Source organism: Xanthobacter autotrophicus, from assembly GCF_030015065.1.
Taxonomy (GTDB): Bacteria; Pseudomonadota; Alphaproteobacteria; order Rhizobiales; family Xanthobacteraceae; genus Xanthobacter; species Xanthobacter autotrophicus_D.
The window spans coordinates 1-23287 of record NZ_JAIVFN010000077.1; the positions used below are offsets into that span (position 1 = coordinate 1).

Here is a 23287-nt window from a genome sequence, read left to right on the forward strand (position 1 = left end):
CCGACGGCAGGGTGAAGCCGGCCCAGGCGGCCAGCCCGCCCAGCAGCCCGCCCCCGCGCAGGAGGCCGAGGGCGAAGCCGAGCTGGCTCGACGCCGGGCCGGGCAGGAACTGGCATAAGGCGACGAGATCACCATAGGCGGCGTCGTCCAGCCAGCGCCGGCGCAGCACCAGCTCGTCGCGGAAATAGCCGAGATGGGCGATGGGGCCGCCGAAAGAGGTGAGACCCAGCTTCAGGAAGGCGCCGAAGACCTCGCCGGGAGAGCCCTGCACGCCCGGGCCCTGCATGCTGGGGCCCTGGGCATCCTCGTGCCGGGAATCTTCGCCCCGAACGTCCCTGCCATGCGCGCCCGTCTCGCGGGCGTGCGGCACGCTTTGCTCGGTCATGGCCTGCGCCCCCATGGTGGAGCTTCGATGGCACTGCCGGCAGCTGGTCGTCAAGGCGGCGGGCCGGTTCCGCCGCGCGGCACGAAAACGCAGCGGCCCCATGCGGGGCCGTGCCGAAGGGGCCGTTGCAGCAAAAAACGCCTCCCCTGGAGGGCATTTCACCGGTCCGCTTGCGATGCAGGCTGACCAGCGTGTGCTCCACGGGAGGCGGAAGACGGACCTTGCGGTCCTGTCCGGCAGGTCCCCGCACGCCCATCCGTGGATGAGCGTCACCCGCCGGCTCTATCGCAGGACCTCATTCTTGAGGTGGATACCGGTTGCCGTCCCGTCAACGCGGGGCGGCGGGGCGCGTCGCCATTTTTCGAGGGCGACGCGCCCTCTCACTCGGCCGCCACCACCCGGGCCGTGGCGGCCTGGGGCTCGACCCCTTCCTCCAGCTCGTCTTCCAGCGAGAAGTGCTCGCCGTTGAGGGCGCGGCTGAGCCGGTCCCTGTCGAGCTCGCCTTCCCAGCGGGCGACGACGATGGTGGCCACCGCATTGCCGATGAAGTTGGTGATGGCCCGGCACTCCGACATGAAGCGGTCTATGCCGAGGATGAGGGCGAGGCCCGCCACCGGCACCGACGGCACCACGGAGAGCGTCGCGGCGAGGGTGATGAAGCCCGCGCCGGTAATGCCCGCCGCGCCCTTGGACGAGAGCATGGCCACCAGCAGCAGCAGGATCTGCTCCTCGAAGGACAGGTGGATGCCGGTGGCCTGCGCGATGAACAAAGCGGCCAGCGTCATGTAGATGTTGGTGCCGTCGAGGTTGAACGAATAGCCCGTGGGGATCACGAGGCCCACCACCGGCTTGGCGCAGCCGGCGCGCTCCATCTTCATCATGAGGCCGGGCAGCGCCGCCTCGGACGAAGAGGTGCCGAGCACGAGCAGCAGCTCCTCGCGGATATACTTCAGCAGCTTCCACAGGGAAAAGCCGTTGTAGCGCGCCACCAGCCCGAGCACCACGAAGATGAACAGGGCGGCGGTGATGTAGAAGGTGACGATCAGCATGGCGAGGTTCGCCACCGAGCCGATGCCGTACTTGCCGATGGTGAAGGCCATGGCGCCGAAGGCGCCGACCGGGGCCGCCTTCATCAGGATCGCCACCAGCCGGAACATGGCCGCCGAGGCCGCGTTCAGGATCGTCATCACCGGCTCGCCGGCCTCGCCGACGCCGCCGAGGGCGATGCCGAACAGCACGGCGAAGAACAGCACCTGCAGGATGTCGCCAGAGGCGAGCGCCGACACCGGCGTCGCCGGGATGATGTTCATCAGGAAGCCGATGATGGAGCTGTCGTGCGCCTTCGACGTATAGGTCGCCACCGCCTTCGGATCGAGGCTCGCGGGATCGATGTTGAGGCCGACGCCGGGCTGCACCACGTTCGCCACCACGAGGCCGATGAGCAGCGCGAGGGTGGAGAAGGTGAGGAAGTAGATCATGGCCTTGCCGGCCACGCGCCCGACCTTGGCAAGGTCCCGCATGCCGGCGATGCCGGTGACCACGGTGAGGAAGATGACCGGGGCGATGACCATCTTCACCAGCTTGATGAAGGCGTCGCCGAGCGGCTTCAGGCTGGCGGCGAAATCCGGATAGAAATGGCCGAGCAGGCAACCCGCCACGATGGCGACGATGACCTGGAAATAGAGGTGGTGGTAGAATTTGCGCGGATGCGCCGGCACCGCCATGGCGGGAATTGCATGGGCCATTGGAGAGTTCCTCCGCCGGGGCCTTGGTGCCTCTTGGTCTGGGCACTTCAGGCGCCGGATGCTTCATTGACGGGATGGCGCGGGCGCCAGGTACGCACCCCCTTGCGCAAGCTGCATGCCAGTCCCGCGTCACACGCGTATCTTTGCTAGTCGATTGTGATCGAAGGGGAATTTTGAGGCGACCGGAAATAGGCCTCGACTCGGCGTGCGGATAGATGCACTCTCACTTTCAGTTGCGTGCGGAAAACCGCACAGCCTGAGAACGGAATCCGGGAGTGGATGCGTCCGCCAGCCAAGGTCATCCGGCGTCGCGCCGACGGCCCATCCTCACGGCCGCGGGGGTGCTGGTGGCGGTCGCCCTCGTCATGCTGGGGCTCGACCGGGTGGCCGACTTCGCCGCGCGGCGCTGGGCCCTCGCCCAGGTGGAGGCGAGCGCGGCCACCGCCGCCGCCCTGCGCGTCGCCGTGCTGCGCAGCGAGATCGAGAAGCAGCGCTCCCTGCCCTTCGCCCTGGCCCAGGACCCGGACGTGCGCCGGGCGCTGGAAACCGGGAATGCGGCGCGCATCGCCGCCCTCAACCGGCGGTTCGAGGCGCTGGCGGCCGGCGCGCGCACCGGCGTCATCTATCTCATCGACGCCGACGGCCACACGGTGGCGGCCAGCAACTACCGCACCCCCGAAAGCTTCCTCGGCAGCGACTACGGCTTCCGCCCCTATTTCCGCCTCGCTTTGGCCGAGGGACGAGCGGAGCATTTCGCGTTCGGCACGGTCAGCCGCCGCCCCGGCCTCTATCTCGCCCAGAGGGTCGAGGCCGACGGCGCGCCCCTCGGCGTGCTGGTGCTCAAAGCCGAGTTCGACGCGTTGGAGGATGAGTGGCGACGCTTCGCCGAGCCCACCTTCGTCACCGATACGCGGCACATCGTGCTCATCTCCAGCGTGCCCGCCTTCCGCTTCCGCACCACGGTCCCCCTCGACCAGGTGGAGCGCGAGGCGATCCGCGAGAGCCTCCAGTTCGGCGACGCCCCCCTCGACCTCATCGACCTCGACCCCTCCCCCTCCGATCCGTCCGTCAAGCGGTTGCGGCTGCCCGGGCCCGCCAGCGGGCAAGCCAGCAGCCAGGCAACAAGTAGCCAGGCAAGTGCCCAGACGAGCGCGCAGGGCGGCGGCCCGGCGGGCGGCCCCCAGGCCAAGCGCGAGGACTTCCTCGAAGCCAGCCTGCCGGTGCCCACCACCGACTGGACCCTGTCCGTGCTGGCGCCCACCGCGGGAACCACCAATCTCGCCGCCACCGCCGCGCGCGCGTCCGCGGCCCTCCTCGGCGTGGTCGGCATCGGCTCGGCGAGCCTGTGGCGCACCCGCCGCCGCCGCCGCGCCCGCGCCGAGGCACGGGAGGCGGAAGCCCGGCGGGAGCTGGAGGCGCGGGTCGCCGACCGCACTGCCGAGCTCAGCGCCGCCAACGCCCAGCTGCGCACCGAGATGGAGGAGCGCCGGCGCGCCCGCCTCGCCATCGACGCCCTGCAGGACGAGCTGGTGCAGGCGTCAAAGCTCGCCGTGCTGGGCCAGATCGCCGCCGGCGTCGCCCATGAGGTGAACCAGCCGGTGGCGGCCATCCGCACCTTCGCCGAGAATTCCCGCGCCTTCCTGGCCCAGGGCCAGCCCGGTCCGGCGGTGGAGAACCTTGAAACCATCGCCGCCCTCACCGAGCGCATCGGCGCCATCACCGGCGAATTGCGCGCCTTCGCCCGCAAGTCCGCCGCGCGCCTCGAGCCGGTGGAGCTGGGCACCGTGGTGGACGGGGCGCTGCTGCTGCTGCGCTACCGGCTGCTGCAGAACGACATCACCCTGAGCGTCGCCCTCGACCTGCCGGAGGCGAAGGTGACGGGCGACCGGGTCCGCCTGGAGCAGGTCTTCGTCAACCTCATCCAGAACGCGGCCGAGGCGCTCGACGGGCGCCGGGACGGCGATATCCGCATCACCTCGTCCACCGGGCCGGACACGGTGGAGGTCACCGTGGCCGACAACGGCCCCGGTCTGCCGCCGGAAGTGCTGGGGGCGCTGTTCCTGCCCTTCACCACCACCAAGCCGCAGGGGCTGGGGCTGGGGCTCGTGATCTCCAAGGACATCATCACCGAATCGGGCGGCACCCTGACCGTCGCCAATGCGGGCGGCGCCGTCTTCACCATCACATTGCCACGAGCCGCATGCGGCTCGCAGATTTGAGACAGGCTTCCGAGGGAACCGCATGAGCGATGTCGCCTTCATCGACGACGACGACCTGCTGCGCGCCGCCAACGTGCAGGCGCTGATGCTGGCCGGCCTCACCGTCACCGGCTACGCGTCCGCGCTTTCGGCGCTGGAGGAGATCGGCGCCGATTTCCCCGGCGTGGTGGTCAGCGACGTGCGCATGCCGGGCATCGACGGGCTGGAGCTGTTCCGGCGGCTGAAGCGCATCGATCCGGACCTCTCGGTCATCCTCATCACCGGCCACGGCGACATCGCCATGGCGGTGGATGCCATGCGGGAGGGGGCCTACGACTTCCTCGCCAAGCCCTATGCCAACGACCGGCTTCTCACCAGCGTGCGCCACGCCCTCGACCGGCGGAGGCTGGTGCTGGAGAATCGCGAGCTGAAGCGCTCGGTGGAGGCGGCCAGCGAGGACATGCCCCTGCTCGGCACCACCCCGGTGATGGCGCGCATGCGCCAGATGCTGCGCCAGATCGCCGATGCCGACGTGGACGTGCTGGTGGAGGGCGAGACCGGCTCCGGCAAGGAGGTGGTGGCCAACGCCCTGCACCGCTGGAGCCGCCGCGCCTCACGGCCGTTCGTGGCGGTCAATTGCGGCGCGCTGCCGGAAACCGTCATCGAGAGCGAGTTGTTCGGCTACGAGGCCGGCGCCTTCACCGGCGCGCTCAAGAAGCGGGTGGGGCGCATCGAGCATGCCAATGGCGGCACCCTCTTCCTTGACGAGATCGAGGCCATGTCGCCGGCTTTGCAGGTGAAGCTGCTGCGGGTGCTGGAGGCGCGCGAGATCGCCCCGCTCGGCACCAACGACACGCGGCGCGTGGATATCCGCGTGGTGGCCGCCTCCAAGGTGGACCTGCCGGCGCTGGTCAAGCAGGGCGCCTTCCGCGAGGACCTCTATTATCGCCTGCACGTGGCCGCCGTGCGCATCCCCGCCCTGCGCGACCGACGGGCCGACGTGCCGCTGCTGTTCGGCCATTTCCTCGCCCGCGCGGCCGAGCGCTTCAACCGGCCGCCGCCGGAGCTGGACGCCGCGGTGCGCAGGCACCTCGCCGAGCACGACTGGCCGGGCAATGTGCGCGAGCTGGTGCACTATGCCGAGCGCGTGGCGCTGGGGCTGGTGGAGGATATCAGCGCGCCGCCCGTCCCCGCCGAGGCCACTGACGGGACCCTGCCGGAGCGGGTGGACCGGTTCGAGGCCGGCGAGATCCGCGCCGCGCTGGAAGCCAGCCAGGGCGACATCCAGGCCACGGTGGCGGCACTCGGCATTCCGCGCAAGACCTTCTACGACAAGCTGCGCCGCCACGGCATCGACCAAACCGCCTACCGGCAAGGCCGCCAGGGCGCGCGGTGAGGGTGGTGCGGAAAGCCGCCATCAAGGGCTGACGCGGCCCCCTCCCCGCACCGAAGCCGGATGTTTCCGGCTTCGGCTCTTGGGGAACCGAACTCGGCAACAGCCGAGTTCGGGCGGGAGAGGGTTCCCACCGTACCCAGTCGCGACAACTGCCCCAAAACCTCAGGCTGCCTCAGGGACTGTTTGGAAAATCCGGCTGGCTTATGCATGTCGCTGGAAAAGAGCCGTCGTCATGCCCCGGCTTGTCCCGGGCATCCACGCCCTGCGTCTGGGAAAGACCCTGGAACAGCCGGGATAAGCCCGGCCATGACGAGCCGGGTAGAGCGCCCACCTGCCGAAAGGCTTCCCGGCGGGAATTTTCAAACGGCTCTCAGCTTCCCCCGCCCGGGAAGGTGCTGGTGAAGACCTTGCCCTCGGTGTCCTCGGCGCGAACCGTCACCTGGTCCGGCGACGGCGTGTAGCTGAAGCGGAAGGTGGGGTCCTCGCTGATGGAGATGCCGCCCTCCATGGCGAAGATCAGCTTCCCGCCCTGCTTCACCTCCACCTCGCGCACGAACCAGGCCGGGGTGTAGCCGCGCGTCGTCTCGTCCATCTGCAGGCCGGAGAAATTGGGGTGGCGGATCTGCACCTGCGCTTCCGGCCGCCCGGTCTCGGCGAAGGAGCGGAAGCGCATCTCGCCGAGACGCGCGATGGAGTCCGCCGTGTCCTTGGTGGCGGGCGCCGAGCAGCCGCCCGCCGCCTTCACATAGGCCTTGGTCATCAGCAGCGCACCGTCGCTGGTCTCCGCCACCGCGCGCACGAAGGAATAGGAATTCACCCGCACGCGGAGCGACAGGGAAAAGTCCCGCCTGCCGTCGCCGAGGGTGAAGCGGCCGGCCATGGGGGCGGGGTTCTCGTCCACGATGAGCGTGACCGCCTTCAGGGTGCGTGGATCGCCCGCGGGCAGCGCCAGCTGGATGGAGATGGGGACGAGGGCGGCGTCCTCCGCCCGGTCCGGCGCGTCGAGCTGCACGATGGCGCCGGCCTCGCCAATGTCCCTGCCGGGAAACAGGTCCAGCCGGATGGCGGCCCAAGTGGTCTCCCGCGTGGCTTCCTTCCTGGTCTCCCCGGCGGCGTCCTGCATGGGGTCCGGGCCGGCGGCGCGGGCGGCGCCTGTCGCAGGCGCGCACAAAGCGAGCGCCACGAGGCAGGCCCGGCCGGCGGTGCGGAATGGAGAGCGGCGCATCATGGCGGTTCCTCCTGGAGCGGTTTTCCGTTCGCCAGGGCTCACGGAGAACGCCCGAAATCGTATGTCGTTACATATGGTGTCCAAGCGAACCGGTAGCCACTCCGCCCGCAAATGCTGTCGTGCCGCTCAGGGCCGCGGCGTGACGGGCACGAGCGGAAGGTCCGCCTCGGCCCAGCCGTCGGTTCCCTCCGGAAACCACGCAACATCGCGATAGCCATATTCAAGCGCGCGCTTCGCCGCGTTCCACGACATCCAGCATTGACGCTGGCAGAAGATGACGAGAGGCGTGTTCACATCGCCGCGACTGGCGGCCTGAAGGCCGGCGCGGAAATAGGCCTCGGTGTCGGGATTGAGCGCGCCGAAGCCCACGTTCGGCAGCCAGATGGCACCGGGGATGCTGGCATGGGGCGCATCGCGCCACAGGGTGCCCTCGGGCAGGCCGGCGGGACGCGGCGGCCGCGGCAGCACGTCGATAAAGGCCGCCCCGCCGGCACGCCAGACCTCGGCGGCGGCGGCGGTCTCCAGCACCTTCGCGCCGGCGAGGGTTGCCGGCGTCGGCGTGCGATAGCCATCGAGGCGATAGTCGGGAGGCTCGGGCGGAGCGTCCGCCGCCCCTGCCGGCGCGCGCGCGGCCAGAAGCCCGAGGGCGAGAAGCAGGCTCAGAAACAGGGCAATGGACAAGACGGCGCGCAGGCTCTCCGCGCGGCGGCGCGCAACCCGCGCGCGTGCCTGCGTCATTGGCCGGGCCTCGCCTCGGATGCGGGCGCAGCGGCGGCGATCAGGTTGCCGTCGTCGTCGATGAGCGGCACGTGATAGGCAAGCAGGACCTTCTCGATGTCGGCGGCGCGCTTGCGCAGCACGGTGTTGAGCGTCTGCTTCCAGGCGTGGTCGGTCTGCCGCACGCCCATGGTGATGCGATAGGTCATGGAAGGGCGCTCGCCTTCCTTCAGCAGGGGCACCACCTTGAGGGGGGTCGCCGACTGCGCCGCGAAGGCGCCGGCGGTGGGGCCCCACAGCAGCGCACCGTCGATCTCGCCGCGGGCGAGGTCGGCCAGCATCTCCTCGGCCGGCGACGCGAAGCGGCGGTCCACCAGCAGCGAATAGGTGCGCGAGCGGGGCAGCAGGCCGTATTCGAGCAGGTGATCCGCCGGTGGCGTCGCCGCCATGACGCCGAGGCGCGCTTCCTTGAGGCGGGGATCTGCGAGCTGCGCCACACCGTCGAACGGGCCGCCGGCCTTCACCACCAGCACGTAGATCGACTGGTAGTAGGGATTGGTGTGCAGCACCGGCTCGGCGCCCGCCGCATAGCCGATGACCACGTCGCACAGGCGCCGGCCGAGGGTGTTGCGCACGAAGCCGGGCCCCTGCGGCATGAAGAAGGTGCGCACCGGCACCTTCAGCTCGTCGGCGACGATGTCCGCGATCTTGTTCTCGAATCCCTCCCCGACCGTGTTGGAATAGGGCATGTTCGCCGGATCGGCGCAGACCCTCAGCGCGTCCGCCGACACCTGGTCGGGGATCTGCTGGCCGCGGACCCCCGAGGCGCTCAGCAGCAGGATCGCGGCGAGCGCCCCGGTGGCGAGGGAGGCAAGAAGGGCGGCGTAGCGCTCCTTACTCGCCGAGGCAGGCCTTTTCCGCATTGATGGTTCCCTGCGTTTTTTCATCCCGCTTGGCGGGGCGCACCCGGCCCAGGGCATCGTTGGAACGGGCGCGCAGGTAGACGTAGATGTCGTCCAGGTAGCACATCACGTTCTTGTTCAGGCCGAAGGACGGCATGACGCTGTCATTGCCGCTGGTGACGTTCTGCCGGCCGCCGACGACCACTTCGCTGAACTGGTCGAAATTCATGACCTTGACCGAATTGATGAGGGCCGGCGCATAGGTGGAGCCCATGCCGTCGGGGCCGTGGCACACATGGCACTCGGCATGGTAGCGCCGGTAGCCGGAATAGGTGAACCAGTCCACCGTGCCATCGGGCTTGATGTTGTAGGTGGGCGCGCCGGACGCATCGAAATACTTGCCGTCCTCCTCCTTCACCGGCTTCGGGTCACCCGGCGGGGTGGTTTCCGCGAAGGCGGCCAGGCCGGCGCCGGCAAGTTGAAAGCTGAACGCCGCGAAGAAGAAGACGCCGGCGCGCTTCAGGTTGACTGTTGAAACCACACGATCTCTCCAAATGGGCAGACGAAGGGCCGGAGCCGGTGCCGCGCGGGTCACATGGACGCCGGCATGCCGTCTCGCGCGCGGGACCCGGGCCCTTGCCAAGGGAGCGCCAAGCAAGCGCCAGGGCAAAGGCACCCGGGCAGAAGGACGAAGTGTCCGTTTCGCCCGCACCGCAGACCTTCGGGATGCGCCCCCCGGGGCCCGGGCCGGGGTCCGGCTTCGGGCTGGGGCGCCTGTCATGCGGTGCCGATTTCGGTACCGGCACGCCGCCTCGTCGGGGGCGTGCCGGCCGGTCTGAAGGACGCGCCGGGGAACCTGTCCGGCCGGACGCGTCGTTCGCGGTTCAGGCCATCCGTTCGATCACGGGACGGCGAACACCGTGAGCTGGCCGCCCAGCGCGGTGTAGTTGCTCAGGGCCGCATAGCCGCCCACAGCGCCCAAACCGGCATTGGGATCGTTGAGGCCGGCCGCGAGGCCGATGCCGGCCCAGCCGCCCACGCCCGAGAGCACGGCCACATACTGCTTGCCCTGGTGGGTGTAGGTCATCACGTTGCCGATGATGCCGGACGGGGTCTTGAACTTGTAGAGTTCCTTGCCCGTCTTGGCGTCCACCGCCTTCAGATAGCCCTCGAGGGTGCCGTAGAAGACCACGCCGCCGGCGGTGGCGAGCGCGCCGGACCACACGGAGAACTGCTCCTTGTTGGACCACACGATCTTGCCCTGGCGGGCATCCCACGCAATGAAGTTGCCCATGCCGCCATGGCTGTTCGGCGCGGGGAACATGGAGAGCGTGGCGCCCACATAGGGCTGGCCGGGGGTGTAGCTCACGCGGAACGGCTCGTAGTCCATGCACACATGGTTGGTAGGCACGTAGAACAGGCCGGTGTCGGGCGAGAAGGCCGCGGGCTGCTGGTCCTTGGTGCCGAGCGCCGCCGGGCAGATGCCGGTGGTGTTCACGTCTTCGCCCTGCTTCTCGGTGGAGTAGCGGGCGACGACCATCGGACGGCCAAAGGTCGGGCTGTTCTTGTCCATGTCCACCTTGGTGGCCCAGTTCACCGCGGGGTCGTATTTCTCGGCCACCAGCAGCTCGCCGGTCTTGCGATCCAGCGTGTAGCCGAAGCCGTTGCGGTCGAAGTGGACGAGCAGCGGACGGTTCTGGCCGCCGATCTGCTGGTCGACGAGGATCATCTCGTTGATGCCGTCATAGTCCCACTCGTCGTGGGGCGTCATCTGATAGACCCACTTGGCCATGCCGGTGTCGGCATCGCGGGCGAAGATGGTCATGGACCACTTGTTGTCGCCGGGGCGCTGCTTCGGATTCCAGGTCGAGGGGTTGCCCGAGCCGTAATAGACGAGGTTGGTCTGCGGATCGTAGGAATACCAGCCCCACGTGCAGCCGCCGCCCGTCTTCCACTGGTCGCCCTGCCAGGTCTTCAGCGAGGAATCCTTGCCGATGGGCTTGCCGAGCTCGGTGGTCTTTTCCGGATCCACGAGCAGTTCGTTGTCCGGACCCATGGAGTAGGCGCGCCACATCTGCTTGCCGGACTTCATGTCGTAGGCGGTGAGATGGCAGCGCACGCCGAACTCGCCGCCGGAGATGCCGACGATGAGCTTGTCCTTCACCGGCATGACGGTGGCGGTGTTGGTCTCGCCCTTCTTGGGATCGCCGTTCACCGCCGACCACAGAACCTTGCCGTTCTGCGCATCAAGGGCCACCACCTTGGTGTCGGCCTGATGCAGGAAGATCTTGCCGTCGGCATAGGCGAGGCCGCGATTGACCGTGTCGCAGCACATCACCGGGATCACGTTCGGATCCTGCTTGGGCTCGTACTTCCAGATGATCTTGCCCTCGTTCTTGAGATCGAGCGCATAGACGATGTTCGGGAAGGGCGTGTGGACGTACATCACGTCGCCCACGACGAGCGGCGAGCCTTCATGGCCGCGCAGCACGCCGGTGGAGAAGGTCCAGGCCACCTGGAGCTTGCCCACATTGTCGGTCGTGATCTGCTTCAGCTTGGAAAAGCGGGTGTTTGCGTAGTCGCCGGTCTGGAGGACCCACTGGTTCGGGTCCTGGGTCAGTTTCAGAACACTGTCGTTGGCGCGGGCGGGCGCGCCGGCAAAAGCGGTCACCGCCGCCGCTGCGGTCAAAACCAAAAGACGTCTCATCCGGGCTTCCTCCGATGGATGCGCGCCCGCCTCCACGCATGTGGATCGGGTAACGCACTGAGCGTTGTTGTCGCCTTGGGGGACTCCATCTACTTCGGCAGCGTGTCACGACCGGCGTGATGCCATGAAGCCATGCGGTGACTGGCGTCCCGCAGGCCTGCGAACCAACCCCGCGTTCCCCGCACGGAGTTGTTGAAGCCGAAGCTGTGAGGAACGTAAGCAATGTTCTCTCCGGACGCAATACGCCAAATGTCTGCACCGGACAGAGTTCTGTTCTGCACCTGCGAAGTAACCATACGTAGTTATTGCAACGCAAAATGCGGCCGCGCCGCAGAGGGAAACATTTATTCCCATTCCATCTCGTGGAAGGCGGCGGTGGCGTTGCGGGCGTTGAAATCGTCGAACAGCTGCCAGTTCCCGGCCTCCGCGCGGCCGGCCTGCCGCGCCGCTTCCGACAGGGTCCGCCCCTCGCGCACCATGGTCCGCACATCGGCCACCAGCCGCCTGAGATAGCGCTCCGTGGGCGCGGCCGCCTCGGGCCACGCCACGGCGGCGGGGCCGTGGCCGGGCACCGCCCGCGCGGCGGGGCGGCGCTTCAGCTCCTCGATCAGCGCGATCCATCCCGCCGCCTTACCGTCCAGCGCCGGCACGTGGCCGAGGAACAGCAGGTCGCCGAGGAACCAGGTTCCCGTCGTCAGGTCGAGCACGGTGAGGTCGGTGGCGGTATGCGCCGTCGGCCAGGCTTCCAGGCGCAGCACCCGGTCGCCGAGCTCGATGTCGCGCGCCTTCTCCACCGTCTCGTCCGGCAGCACCACGCGGGTGCCGGCCGCCGCCGGCCCCACCAGACGCCCGGTGGCGGACACATAGGCCTCGGCACGGGCGGCGAGCGCCTCCGGCAGGGTCCTGTGGCCGATGAAGGTGACGCCAGGACCTGCGAACGCGGCATTGCCGAGCACATGGTCGGGATGCATGTGGGTGTTGATGACGTAGCGCACCGGCAGCGCCGTCCGCTGCCGGATCGCCGCCTTCAGCCGCGCGCCGGCCTGGAAGCTGCCGCCGGTGTCGATCACCGCCACCGCATCGCGCCCGACGACGAAGCCCGCATTGCCCACGAAGCCGAGATTCTGAGGCAAAGCAAGGGCATAGGGCGCCTGATGGACGAATACGCCCGGCGCCACCTCGGTGACCGCAAGCGGCTCCGCCTCATGCTGCGCCGCAGCATGAACCGCATCACGAGGAGGATGAGTGCGGCAAGCCGCCGCAAGGACTGTTGGGCGAGCCGAAGGGTCATGGCCGTCTCCCGACGCGCGCATGTCGCGCTTGTGCCGGCGCTCCCGGTCTTCCGCCGGTGCCCGGAAAGCCTTGCCCCGGCGCCGTTCGACCGCATGCCGACGGCCCATGGGACACCATCATCGCCCGTCGGCGCTACACCTCGCGCAGGACCGGGAAGCGGGCGGCGAGTGCGGCGCGCCCGGCTTCGATCCAGTCCGGCGAACGCGCCGCCCGCGGCACGTCCAGGTGGACCTCCTCAAGGATATAAGTGGGGCGCGGCGCCAGCAGCACCAGACGGTCGGCCAATTGGAGCGCCTCGCGCACATTGTGCGTCACCATCAACACGCCCATTCGCCCGCCATCGCCCCTGCCATCGCGTTCGGCGGCCAGCGTCACGCAGCGCCGCAGCTCCGCCGCCGCCTGGGCGTCGAGGGAGACGAACGGCTCGTCCAGCACCAGCAGGTCCGGCTCCACCGCCAGCGCCCGCGCCAGCGACACCCGCCGCGCCAGCCCCAGCGACAGCTCGCCGGGATAGCGGGCGCGATGCGCCGCGAGGCCGAAGCTCTCGATGAGGCCGGAAAGGTCCATGCTACGCCGCGCGGACGGCAGGACGAGGCGGATATTCTCCTCCACCGTCCGCCACGGCAGAAGCCGCGGCTCCTGGAACGCGATGCCGATGGCCAGCTGCGCCGGATCGGGGGTGATGCGGCCGGCAAAGTCGCGGTCGAGGCCGGTCAGGATGCGCAGCGTCGTGGTCTTGCCGCAGCCCGACGGGCCGATGAGGCACACGAACTCCCCGCGCGCAAGGGAGAGGGAGAGGTCGTGCACCGCCTCCATGGCGACCCCGTCGGGCCGCCGGTAGGTCTTCCCCGTGATGCGGGCCTCAAGGAGGCTTTCGGCGTGGGTCACGTCAACGGGTTTCCAGGCGCCAGCGCCGGGCATGGGCTTCGAAGGGTTGCAGCACGCCATATTCGATGGCCAGCATGACGGCCATGAAGGCCAGCGAATAGCCGAGCACGGCGGCCACGTCGAACAGCTGGAAATAGACGGAGATGGCATAGCCCACCCCGTTCGGCCGTCCCAGCAGCTCCACCACCAGCACGATTTTCCACACCAGGGCGAGGCCCGAGCGCGCCGCCCCCGCAAGGTGCGGCTCCAGCTGCGGCAGCATCACGTGGCGCAGCCGGTCGAGGAAGGACAGGCGGAAGGCGCCCGCCATCTCGTCGAGCTCGCCCGACAGCGCCCGCGCGCCCTCCCGCATCAGGACAGCGACGGTGGGGATCTTGTTGAGCGCCACCGCCAGCACCGCCGCCGTCTCGGTCAGGCCGAGCCAGATGTAGCAGAGCACGGTGATGACGAGGGCCGGCGTGTTCAGCAACACCACCAGCCAGCTGTCGAACACCCGGTCGAGCCGCCGCATGCGGCCGAAGGCGACGCCGATGGCGGTGCCCACCGCCATGGCCAGCACGAACGACACCGCCACCCGCGCCAGCGTCACCGCGAGGTTGGAGAACAGGGCGCCAGCCGCCGCCTCCTTCGACAGGAAAGCGAGCACGGCCTCGGGCGCCGGCAGCGCCCGGCTGTGGGCAAGGTCCGCCGCCACCTGCCACAGCACCAGCAGCCCGATGAGCGAGCCGGCGCGCACCAGGGCGCCGGACCAGTTGAGCCTCATCGCGCCACCGGCTCCGGCGCGAAGTAGAGGTCGGGCGGCAGGCGTGTCGCCGGACCCACGAGGCGTTCCCCGCCGAGCCGCGCCAGCACAGCATAGAGCTGGGCCGCCGCCGCCTCCTCCTCCGCCGGCGACAGGCGCGGCACGCCGGCGATGAAGCCGCGCCGCAGGGCGGCGAAGGTGGCCTCGTCCGGCGCCTGCATCTCGCGCCGCGCCGCGGCCCAGGCGGCCTCGGTGCGGGCCGGATCCTCGCCGGCCAGCGCGGCCTTGGTGGCGCGGGAGGCGCGGGCGAAGGCGGCAACGGTTTCCGGGTTGGCGCGGGCGAAGGTACCGTCGAACACATAGCCCACCAGCGTCGGCTCCCGCGGCACGCCGAAGCTCCGCACCAGATCCTCCACGCTGACAAGCCGGCGGTAGCCTTTGGGCTCCAGCCGGGCGCAGAAGGTCCAGTAAAGCAGCGCGGCGTCGAGATGGCCCTGTTCCAGCTCCGCCGCCAGCAGAGGCGGGGCGGCGAAGACGGGCTGCGCGGCGCTCTGGAGATCGAGGCCCGCCTGCGCCTGCGCATGGGCCTTGAGCATCAGCCAGCTCTTGTCGAGGGCGCCGCCGGCCACCCCCAGCCGCTTGCCGGCGAGGTCGGCCACGGTGTTGATCGGCGAACCGGCGGGCACCATCACCGCGCCCTCGGCGGAGGAGAAGGGCAGATAGACGAGGTCGCGCCCCTCCGCCTTGACCCGCGCGGCCCACAACAGGTCGGAGAGAATGGCGTCCACCGCGCCGGCCTGGAAGGCGATGCGGCCGGCATCGTTGGTGGCGAAGCGCTGCGGGACGAGGGCGACGCCATGGGCCGCATCGAGCCCCAGCGCCGTCATCGCGGCGATCTCCCACGCCCCGGTGCCGAACTGGAGCAGGCCGAGGCGCAGCGGTGGGCCCGCGGCGGTGGCAGCCCTCGCGGGCAGCACAGCCGCACCCGACAGCACGCCGGCCGAGAGCGCAAGCATGCGGCGGCGCGTCAGCATCGCCCGTCCTCCCCGATGATCCCGCCCGATGGTTTGCCCGATGGTTCCTGCCCGACGCGCCCGACCGGGCCGGCGCGGGCATGCCACGGACACTCTTGCCTCGGCCGCCACTGTGGCGAGAGCCGGGCAGGCTGTCCATAACCTTTTGGGAGAAAAGGCAATTCTGAGAGGAAGCTAAGAAGCGGGAACCGCGGTCATGGCCGGGCTGGTCCCGGACGCCGGGCGGTGCCGGCTTCCGCACGTGAGAGCCGGAGTCGGCACCGGCGCGGGAAGACCTGCACCGCCAGCCGTCGCTCCCTTGAATCGGCCCTCAGAACTGGAAGCCCACCTGCAGGCGGCCCTGCTGGCGCTCGAAATTCACGAGGTCGAGGCTGGAGTTCCAGAACGGCTCGCCGGGGCTGCCTGCCACCTGGATCGACCAGACCGCCTTCACATAGGCCGTCTCGGTGATCTGCGCATAAAGGGTCGGCCCGACGAAGAGGCCCCAGCCCTGCTGCGAGCCGAAGGTGGCGCCGTCATAGGCGGCGAGGTAGCGCACTTCGCCGCCGAGGAAGACATCCTTGACCACCTGCGCGGTGAGCGCGCCGGAAATCTCCAGCCCGGAGCCCGCCGCCCAGTAGCGCGAGGTGAATTCCCCCACGTCCTCGATCTCGAATTCCCGGTCCTCGCGCTCCCATTCGGGCTGGTAGACGATGTTCACCGCGGCGAACAGATAGTCCTTGATCAGCTCGGCATCGGCGGCGAGGCGGAACTCGATGCCATAGGCGGTGGTCGCCTCGCCGGAGGTCTCGTCGAGCCGCGACCATTCCGGCTCGATGGACAGGGACAGGCCGATGGGCGAGGTGCGGTGATCGAGGAAGCGGTATTTCAGCTCGAAGAAGGCGCCGCCGAGCCCGCCCGTGCTGGTATCCTCGAAACCATACACGTTCCTGATGTTGAAGCCGGCCACCGCGCCGCCGAGGGAGAATTTCAGGTTGTCGGTGATGGCGTATTCGACCTCCACCTCGCCCGAATAGGCCTTGTAGTCGCCGCCGAGCTTGCCCAGCCGCCCGTCGAGGGTGAAGTTGATCTCCTTCTCGCCCTTCTCGCCGGTGTCGGTGCCGAGGGTGTAGCCGAAGATGTTTTCGGTCTCGATGCTCTCCACCTCGTGGACGGCGCCGGGGCCCGTCCTGTCGTCGTCATCGTCGTCCGCCCGGGCGATCCCGGCCTGGAGCACCAGGGCACCCGCAAGGAGCGAGGCGATGAGAAGCGAGTCGCGCGCGGCCATGATGCCCAGCCTTTTTCTGATCCTGGCAAATGGTTACCGGCGCCCGCCTGCGGCCGTCAATCGCAGTCATTCTTATTATTCATTTATATCAATATCTTCCAGCGGAAAGCCGAAGACTGTGACAGCCACGCCACAATACGGAATTGGCGGATCGGGATGCTGCATCGCCGGTATTTTGGCCGGCCACCTGACGCACCGCAGCATCGAATCCTGCACCGCACGGTTTTGCGGGGACTTGCGCAAGCAGGCGGGTTGATTAAACAATCCCGTCACTTGACCTGCGTGCGGGGAAACAACCGCCGAGTTCCGGGGCGATCCGGGGCGAAGCCACCCGCTAATGTTTCCCTCAGCACGGAGCTGCGCCATGGCGGAATCCGCCCCCATTCTCCACATCATCACGCCCCTCGCCCACGTCAGTCCGTTCGACGTGAACATGGCGGTGGATGCCGGCTACACCACCATCGCCCCTTATTCCCGCGTCGCCCTCGCCGAGGTGCGGGACCTGACGCAGGACATGATGTTCTCCCGCGCGCCGCAGGCGGCGCCGCGCACCGGCCTGTTCATCGGCGGCAAGGATGCATCGCTGGCCCTCGACATGGCGGCGGAGGCGAAGGCCGCCATCTTCCCGCCGTTCGAGATCTCCATCTTTCCCGATCCCGCCGGCTCCTTCACCACCGCCGCCGCCATGATCGCCAAGGTGGAGCAGGCCCTGCTGCAGACCCGGCCCAAGGGCCTCGAAGGCGTAGCGGTGCAGGTCTATGGCGCCACCGGCGTGGTGGGCTCCATCGCCGCCGTCATCGCCGCGCAGGCGGGGGCGCAGGTGACCCTCGTCAGCCATCGCGAGGTCGGCGCGGTGGAGGAGAAGGCGAAGGACCTGAAAACCCGCTTCGGGGTCGCGCTGGCGTGCACCGCTGCCGTAACCGACGCGGAAAAGGCGAAGCTCGTGCCCGAGGCGGAAGTGGTCCTCGCCGCCGGCAAGGCGGGCGTGGAAATCCTCACCGCCGCCCATCTTGAGGCCGCCACGCGGCTGCTGGTGGCGGCGGACGTGAATGCCGTTCCGCCCGCCGGCATCGCCGGCATCGGCGCCCATGACGCGGCGGCCGTGCTGCCCCATGGCATCGGCATCGGCGCGCTCGCCATCGGCAATCTCAAATACGCCGTGCAGCACACTTTGCTGAAGCAGATGTGCGCCACCGACATCCCGCTGTTCTTCGATCTTCCCGCCATCTTCAAGCTCGCCCGCGAGCTGGACGCGTAGGAAGGCCGCCATGCAGATCAGCACCTCTTCCCCCGCCCGGCCGCGCGCCTGTCCGCTCGGGGAGGCCCGGCCATGACCGCGCCCGCCCCGTCACCCGCTGCAGCGGACGCCGCGCCCCGGATCAGCCTCGCCGCCTGCGTGGCGCCGCTGGTGGACGCCCTCATCCGCGACGCCGACGCCCTGCGCCTCCAACTGTCGCGCGGCCCCCGCGACGCCCTGATCGTGGATGCCGGCATCACCGCCGCCGGTGGGCTGGAAGCCGGCCGCCGCATCGCCGAGATCTGCCTCGGCGGCCTCGGCCGGGTGGCGCTGGTGCCCGCCGGGCGGTTCTCGCCCTGGGACACGCTGGCGAGCGTCTCCACCTGCGATCCCGTGCTGGCCTGCCTCGGCAGCCAGTATGCCGGCTGGAGCCTTGCCGCCGGCGATTTCTTCGCCCTGGGCTCCGGCCCCGGCCGCGCCATTGCGGCAGTGGAGACCCTGTTCGAGGAACTGGGCTATCGCGACCGCGGCGGGAAGGTCACCCTCGTGCTGGAAACCGGCGTGGTGCCCCCGGCCGAGGTGGTGGACGAGATCGCCGCGCGCTGCGCGGTGGCGCCGTCCGACATCACCCTGATCCTCACCCCCACCAGCTCGTTGGCGGGCACGGTGCAGATCGTGGCGCGGGTGCTGGAGGTGGCGCTGCACAAGGCGCACGCTTTGCATTTCCCGCTGGAGCACATCGCCGACGGCGTGGGTTCCGCGCCCATCAGCCCGCCCTCGCCGGATTTCCTCACCGCCATGGGCCGCACCAACGATGCGGTGCTCTATGGCGGCGACGTGCACCTCTTCGTCCACGGCCCGGCGGAGGCCGCAAAAGACCTCGCCACGCGGCTGCCGTCGCTGGCCTCGCGGGATTATGGCCGGCCGTTCGGCGAGATCTTCAAGGGCTATGACTGCGACTTCTACAAGGTGGACCCGCTGCTGTTCTCGCCGGCGCGGGTGACGGTGACCGCCCTCGACCATGGGGAAAGCTTCACCGCCGGCGGCTTCGACCCCATCCTCATCGCCCGGTCCTTCGGTGGCTGAGGTGGCGGGCCTCGTCGTCTTCGCCGAGCGGGTGGATTGGCACACCCGCTCGCTTCTCGCCGCCCTCAAGGCGCGCGGGCATCGCGCGCGGGTGATCTCGCTGAAGGCCTGCGGCTTTGCCGTTGGGGAAACCGCCCACGGCCTGCTGCTGCCGGGCTTCGCCGACGACCTGCCGGACGCCTGCTTCGTGCGCTCGGTGCCCGCCGGCACGCTGGAGCAGGTCACCGCCCGGCTCGGCGTGCTCCATGCCCTGCGCGAGATGGGGGTGCGGGTGATGAACGACGCCCGCGCCATCGAGCGCTGCGTGGACAAGAGCGCCACCACCTTCCTGCTCGCCCGCGCCGGCCTGCCCACCCCGCGTACCCTGGTGCTGGAAGACCGCGCGGCGGCGCAGATGATCATCGACGCCGCCCCCGGCGACAGCGTGCTGAAGCCCATGTTCGGCGCCCAGGGCCGCGGCCTCGTGCGGCTTCCGCCCAAAGCGCGATTGCCCGAGGCGGAGGAGGTGGGCGGGGTCTATTACCTGCAGGACTTCGTCTGCGCCCCGGCGCGGCAGGCGTCGTCGGGGACCCATGAGGATTTTCGCGTGTTCGTGGTGGGCGGACGGGCCGAGGCCGCCATGGCGCGGCGAGGCACGTCCTGGATCACTAACATCCACCAGGGCGCCACCGGCGTGGAGGTGGCCGCCGAGGGCCAGCTCGCCGACCTCGCCGTCAGGGCGGCCGCGGCGGTCGGCGCATCCTATGCGGGGGTGGATCTCATCGCCGACGGATCCGGGCGCCTGACCGTGCTCGAGGTGAATTCCATGCCGGCCTGGCGCGGCCTTTACGACGCCACCGGGCGCAACATGGCCGAGCCGCTGGCGGCCCATCTCGTCGCCGAGCCGGTGGCGGCGTAATACAAAGCCCTCCCGGCGCCGGTCGCAGAGCCGGGCCATTGGCATGGAGGAAACCGCGCATGCGCGTGTTCGTCTGCGAGTTCGTGACCGGCGGCGGCCTGCGCGGCGCGGCGCTGCCGCAGAGCCTGGCGCGGGAAGCCGCCCTCATCCGCGATGCCATGCGGCGCGATCTCGCCGCCCTGCCGCAGGTGAGCGACATCCTCATCGCCGCCGACGACCGCCTGCCCGTGCCCGGCGCCGTGCCGGTGACGGAAGGCGCGGATGCCTGGGCCATCTGGCGCGCCCTCGCGCGCCGCGCCGACGTGGTGTGGCCGGTGGCGCCGGAGACCGGCGGCGTGCTGGCGCAACTGGTGACGAAGATGCTGGAGAACTGCCCCCTCGTCCTCGCCTGCGCGCCCGAAGCCATCGCCGCCACCACCAGCAAGCTTGAGACCGCCCGCCGCCTCGCCACCGCCGGCGTGCCGCACATCCCCACCTTCCCGCTGGCGCAGGCGCCGGAGCTGCCCGGCCCGCGCATCACCAAGCCGGACGATGGCGCCGGCTGCGAGGATACCCATGTCTGGGCGGCCGGGGTGCCGGCCACCCCGGCCCGCCGCGCCGGGCTGGTGATCCAGCCCTTCCTGGCGGGCACCGCGGCGAGCCTCACGGTGCTCAACGGGCCTCAGGGGGTGCGGCTCCTCACCGTGAACCGCCAGCACATCGCCGTGGAGGACGGGCGCGTCTTCCTCGCCGGGCTTTCCGTGGGCGCCCTCGACGATGGGGACGGGCGCCTCGCCGCGCTGGCGCGGGACGTGGTCCGCGCCTTGCCGGGCCTCGCGGGCATTTTCGGCATCGACATCCTGCTGACGCAGGACGGGCCTGTGGTGGTGGAGGTCAATCCGCGCCTCACCACCGCCTATGCGGGCCTCGGCACAGCCCTCGGCCTCAATCCGGCGACACTGCTGCCGCCCTTCGCGGAAGCCGGCACGGCGACCCGCGCGGGCACCCGCGCGCCGGTGGAGCTGGCGCTGGCATGAACGCTTCGACCGGCAATCTTATCCTCGGCTGGGACGTGGGCGGCGCCCATCTCAAGCGCGCCGTGCTCGCGCCCGACGGCATCCTTCTTTCCGTGGAGATGGCCGCCTGCCCCCTGTGGCAGGGCCTCGACCGGCTGGATACGGCCATAGCCGCCCTGTCGCCCGCCGCCGGGCGCTCGGTGGTGACCATGACCGGCGAGCTGACGGACCTGTGGCCCGACCGCGCCGCCGGCGTCGCCGGCCTCTCCCGGGCGCTGGCCGAGCGGCTGGGCGCGGACACGCTCATCTATGCCGGCCGCGCCGGCTTCGTCCCGGCCGCCGATGCGCCGGACCACCCGGCGGACGTGGCCTCCGCCAACTGGCACGCCACCGCCGCGGCACTGGCCCGCATGTGCGGCGACGGCGTTCTGGTGGATGTTGGATCGACTACCACCGACATTATAAAGTTTGCCGGCACACAAGTTAATTTTGCCGGCTACTCAGATGCCGGGCGCCTGGAAACCGGCGAACTGGTCTATAGCGGTGCGGCGCGCACGCCGGTGATGGCGCTGGCCGCGACCTTGCCCTTCCGCGGCCGGCAGGTGCCGCTCATGGCGGAGCATTTCGCCACTACCGCCGACATCCATCGCTTGACCGGCGACCTGCCCGAAGGCGCGGACCTGTACCCGGCGGCGGATGGCGGCGAGAAGACCCGGGAAGCCAGCGCCCGCCGGCTGTTGCGCATGGTGGGGCGCGACCTCGGCCCCTGCGCCATGGCCGAGGCGGAGGCGCTGGCCGCCTTCGCCTCGGAGGTGCAGCTGCACCGGCTGCACGGGGCGCTGGCACAGGTGCTGTCAACCGGAGGAGTCGCGGCGGAGGCGCCGCTGGTGGGGGCGGGCGTCGGGCGATTCCTGGCGGCGCGGCTCGCGGCGCGCGCCGGCCGGCCCTACCGGGATGCGGGCGAGGTGTTGTCGGGCGCACCCGCCCTCGCCGCCGCCGCTTCGGACTGCGCGCCAGCGGTTGCCGTGGCGCGGCTGGCTATTGATTAGAGCGCGATCCGATCAGCTTGCGATGCAAGCAGATCGGACAACGCGTTCTCTAGCCGGCGTCTTATCGCAATTGCCACCGGGACATGCCGAACGCGAGAAGCCCGGAGCGGATGCCCCGGACAAGCCGGGCCATGACGCTGGATCTGGGGAGCCACACGACCGGCTGGTGGCCGCCCCCGCCCTCTCCGGGCCCCGCTATTTCTTGCTGCCGTCGGCGTTGAACTGGGCGAGGAAGGCGATGAGATCCTTGCGCTCGTCCTCGTTCTTGATGCCGGCGAACGCCATCTTGCCCTTGGGCGCGAGCGCCTTGGGATTGGCGATGTAGGCATCGAGGGTGGCTTCGTCCCACACCTTGCCGGCGGCAGCGCCGTCCTTGATGTCGGCGGAATAGGCGTAGCCATCGAAATGCGCCCATTTGGCGCCGACGATGCCGTTCAGGGGCGGGCCCACCTTCGCCTTGGCATCGGGGCCGACGGCATGGCAGGCCATGCACTTCTTGAACGAGGTCTCGCCCTTGGCCACATCCGGGTCCGCGAGGGCGGAGCCGGTGGCGGCGGCCAGGAGCAAAGCGGATACAAGCACGGCACGCATCATCAGGCGTTCCTCTCATAGATTATTGTCGACGGGGACCGGGCCGGACCGGCCCGCTCCTGCGGCCATTCCCTCACTGAAGGACGAGAATCTCGCCCTCGCCCCCGGCAAGGCGGTTGCCCACGAGGCGCTCCGCCCGGCCACTGAGAAGGCCGCCAAACAGGCCGGCCAGTTCCGGCACGCGGCGGGCGAGCAGCGCCAGCATCACGAAATCATGCGACCCGGTGGAGACGAAGCCGGGGGCCGGCGCCTCCGGCGCGGAGGCGACGAGGATGGTGCCGCGCTTCATGCCGCGTCCGGCACCGGCCGCAAGGCGCCCCGCCACCGCGAGGGTGCCGGCGATGAGGCCGTCCGCCGCGCGGGGACCGGCATCGCCGCCCACCAGGATCAGCCCGCCGCGCATGCGCGCGCCGAGGCCAGGCCCCACACCGCCGGCCACCGCCACCATGCCGCCCGTCATGCCCTGCCGGTCGCCCGGGAGGGCGCCGCCCACCCCGGCACCGGCCGAGCCGGCAACCTCGATGCGCCCGCTTTCGAGACCCGCCGCGAGGCCGTCCCCGGCATCGCTGCGGATGACGAGACGGCCGCCGATCATGCCCGAGCCGGCGAGGACGCCCACCGGGCCGTCCACCTCGATCTCGCCTTCGGCCATCCGGGCGCCCACGAAATCGAGCCGGGGGTCGCCACCGATGAGGAGGGCGGCGCCGTCCGTCCCGGACACCTCGAACAGGTCGCCGAGCGGCACGGCGCCATTGCCATAGGGCACGGTGAGCCAAGCCACCGCCTGGGCGGACAGGCCGGCGAGCGTCGCCGGGTTGATGCCGGAAAGATCCGCCCGCGCGGCGAGCGGCGCGCGCAGGGTCAGGCGATAGGCGCTCATAGGGTCGTCTCCCCGGCGACAGGAGCCATCAACTGGCGCAGCTTGAAAT

At 70.0% G+C, this 23287-nt stretch carries 21 protein-coding genes; 7 read left to right on the forward strand and 14 right to left on the reverse strand.

From position 1 onward, the window contains the following. Nucleotides 1-286: chromate transporter (locus tag K9U40_RS15335; RefSeq protein WP_282891026.1), on the reverse strand; the 286-nt coding region annotated here is incomplete at its 3' end. Between the two features lie 479 nt (nt 287-765). Continuing rightward, on the reverse strand, nt 766-2130 hold the full coding sequence (locus K9U40_RS15340; RefSeq protein ID WP_282891008.1) for a dicarboxylate/amino acid:cation symporter: 1365 nt from the start codon (nt 2128-2130) through the stop codon (nt 766-768). Nucleotides 2131-2405: 275 nt separating this feature from the next. Between K9U40_RS15340 and K9U40_RS15345 the strand changes: the two genes are divergently transcribed. Together K9U40_RS15345 and K9U40_RS15350 are read left to right on the forward strand one after the other, a co-directional pair. Further along, a complete protein-coding gene (locus K9U40_RS15345; RefSeq protein ID WP_282891009.1) occupies nt 2406-4349 on the forward strand; it encodes a sensor histidine kinase in 1944 nt (647 codons plus the stop codon). Between the two features lie 22 nt (nt 4350-4371). Next, a complete protein-coding gene (locus tag K9U40_RS15350; RefSeq protein ID WP_282891010.1) occupies nt 4372-5724 on the forward strand; it encodes a sigma-54-dependent transcriptional regulator in 1353 nt (450 codons plus the stop codon). Between the two features lie 370 nt (nt 5725-6094). Here the strand turns inward: K9U40_RS15350 and K9U40_RS15355 are convergent, their stop codons facing one another. From K9U40_RS15355 to K9U40_RS15400, 10 genes are all read right to left on the reverse strand, one after another. Then, nucleotides 6095-6952 carry a quinoprotein dehydrogenase-associated SoxYZ-like carrier gene (locus tag K9U40_RS15355; RefSeq protein WP_282891011.1) on the reverse strand — a complete coding sequence of 286 codons (858 nt, stop codon included), beginning with the start codon at nt 6950-6952 and terminating at the stop codon, nt 6095-6097. 126 nt (nt 6953-7078) lie between these two features. Continuing rightward, nucleotides 7079-7615, reverse strand: a complete 537-nt coding sequence (locus K9U40_RS15360; protein ID WP_282891027.1) for a PQQ-dependent catabolism-associated CXXCW motif protein — start codon at nt 7613-7615, stop codon at nt 7079-7081. 71 nt (nt 7616-7686) lie between these two features. Then, nucleotides 7687-8592, reverse strand: a complete 906-nt coding sequence (locus tag K9U40_RS15365; RefSeq protein ID WP_282891012.1) for a substrate-binding domain-containing protein — start codon at nt 8590-8592, stop codon at nt 7687-7689. Beyond that, nucleotides 8564-9034, reverse strand: a complete 471-nt coding sequence (locus tag K9U40_RS15370; RefSeq protein WP_282891028.1) for a c-type cytochrome, methanol metabolism-related — start codon at nt 9032-9034, stop codon at nt 8564-8566. Before K9U40_RS15370 ends, K9U40_RS15365 begins: the two co-directional genes overlap by 29 nt. A gap of 438 nt (nt 9035-9472) precedes the next feature. Then, complete coding sequence (gene xoxF5, locus K9U40_RS15375; RefSeq protein ID WP_282891013.1) at nt 9473-11278, reverse strand: lanthanide-dependent methanol dehydrogenase XoxF5; 1806 nt, start codon at nt 11276-11278, stop codon at nt 9473-9475. 344 nt (nt 11279-11622) lie between these two features. Next, nucleotides 11623-12456 (reverse strand): quinoprotein relay system zinc metallohydrolase 2, encoded by an 834-nt coding sequence (locus tag K9U40_RS15380; protein WP_282891014.1) that lies wholly within the window; start codon nt 12454-12456, stop codon nt 11623-11625. A 247-nt stretch (nt 12457-12703) separates the two neighbouring features. Continuing rightward, nucleotides 12704-13492: an ABC transporter ATP-binding protein gene (locus tag K9U40_RS15385; protein ID WP_414114908.1), complete on the reverse strand. Its 789-nt coding sequence runs from the start codon at nt 13490-13492 to the stop codon at nt 12704-12706. After that, nucleotides 13461-14222 (reverse strand): ABC transporter permease, encoded by a 762-nt coding sequence (locus K9U40_RS15390; RefSeq protein WP_282891016.1) that lies wholly within the window; start codon nt 14220-14222, stop codon nt 13461-13463. Before K9U40_RS15390 ends, K9U40_RS15385 begins: the two co-directional genes overlap by 32 nt. Then, nucleotides 14219-15235 carry an ABC transporter substrate-binding protein gene (locus K9U40_RS15395; protein ID WP_282891017.1) on the reverse strand — a complete coding sequence of 339 codons (1017 nt, stop codon included), beginning with the start codon at nt 15233-15235 and terminating at the stop codon, nt 14219-14221. The genes K9U40_RS15390 and K9U40_RS15395 overlap by 4 nt, the downstream gene beginning before the upstream one ends. Before the next feature lie 310 nt (nt 15236-15545). After that, entirely contained in the window at nt 15546-16502 is a 957-nt protein-coding gene (locus tag K9U40_RS15400) for a hypothetical protein (protein WP_282891018.1), read from the reverse strand. 364 nt (nt 16503-16866) lie between these two features. On the opposite strand from K9U40_RS15400, the gene K9U40_RS15405 reads away from it, so the two are divergent. The 5 genes from K9U40_RS15405 (at nt 16867) to K9U40_RS15425 (ending at nt 21767) form a co-directional block, all read left to right on the forward strand. Further along, complete coding sequence (locus tag K9U40_RS15405; RefSeq protein ID WP_282891019.1) at nt 16867-17760, forward strand: NAD(P)-dependent methylenetetrahydromethanopterin dehydrogenase; 894 nt, start codon at nt 16867-16869, stop codon at nt 17758-17760. A 72-nt stretch (nt 17761-17832) separates the two neighbouring features. After that, complete coding sequence (gene mch, locus K9U40_RS15410) at nt 17833-18825, forward strand: methenyltetrahydromethanopterin cyclohydrolase (protein ID WP_282891020.1); 993 nt, start codon at nt 17833-17835, stop codon at nt 18823-18825. Then, nucleotides 18818-19723, forward strand: a complete 906-nt coding sequence (locus tag K9U40_RS15415; RefSeq protein WP_282891021.1) for a RimK family alpha-L-glutamate ligase — start codon at nt 18818-18820, stop codon at nt 19721-19723. The genes mch and K9U40_RS15415 overlap by 8 nt, the downstream gene beginning before the upstream one ends. 59 nt (nt 19724-19782) lie before the next feature. Next, a complete protein-coding gene (locus tag K9U40_RS15420) occupies nt 19783-20739 on the forward strand; it encodes an ATP-grasp domain-containing protein (RefSeq protein WP_282891022.1) in 957 nt (318 codons plus the stop codon). Next, nucleotides 20736-21767, forward strand: a complete 1032-nt coding sequence (locus tag K9U40_RS15425; protein WP_282891023.1) for a hydantoinase/oxoprolinase family protein — start codon at nt 20736-20738, stop codon at nt 21765-21767. The genes K9U40_RS15420 and K9U40_RS15425 overlap by 4 nt, the downstream gene beginning before the upstream one ends. Before the next feature lie 195 nt (nt 21768-21962). On the opposite strand, the gene K9U40_RS15430 is transcribed toward K9U40_RS15425, so the two are convergent. Together K9U40_RS15430 and K9U40_RS15435 are read right to left on the reverse strand one after the other, a co-directional pair. Next, a complete protein-coding gene (locus K9U40_RS15430) occupies nt 21963-22361 on the reverse strand; it encodes a c-type cytochrome (RefSeq protein ID WP_282891024.1) in 399 nt (132 codons plus the stop codon). A gap of 70 nt (nt 22362-22431) precedes the next feature. Further along, complete coding sequence (locus K9U40_RS15435) at nt 22432-23238, reverse strand: formylmethanofuran dehydrogenase subunit C (protein WP_282891025.1); 807 nt, start codon at nt 23236-23238, stop codon at nt 22432-22434. Nucleotides 23239-23287: the final 49 nt, after the last annotated feature.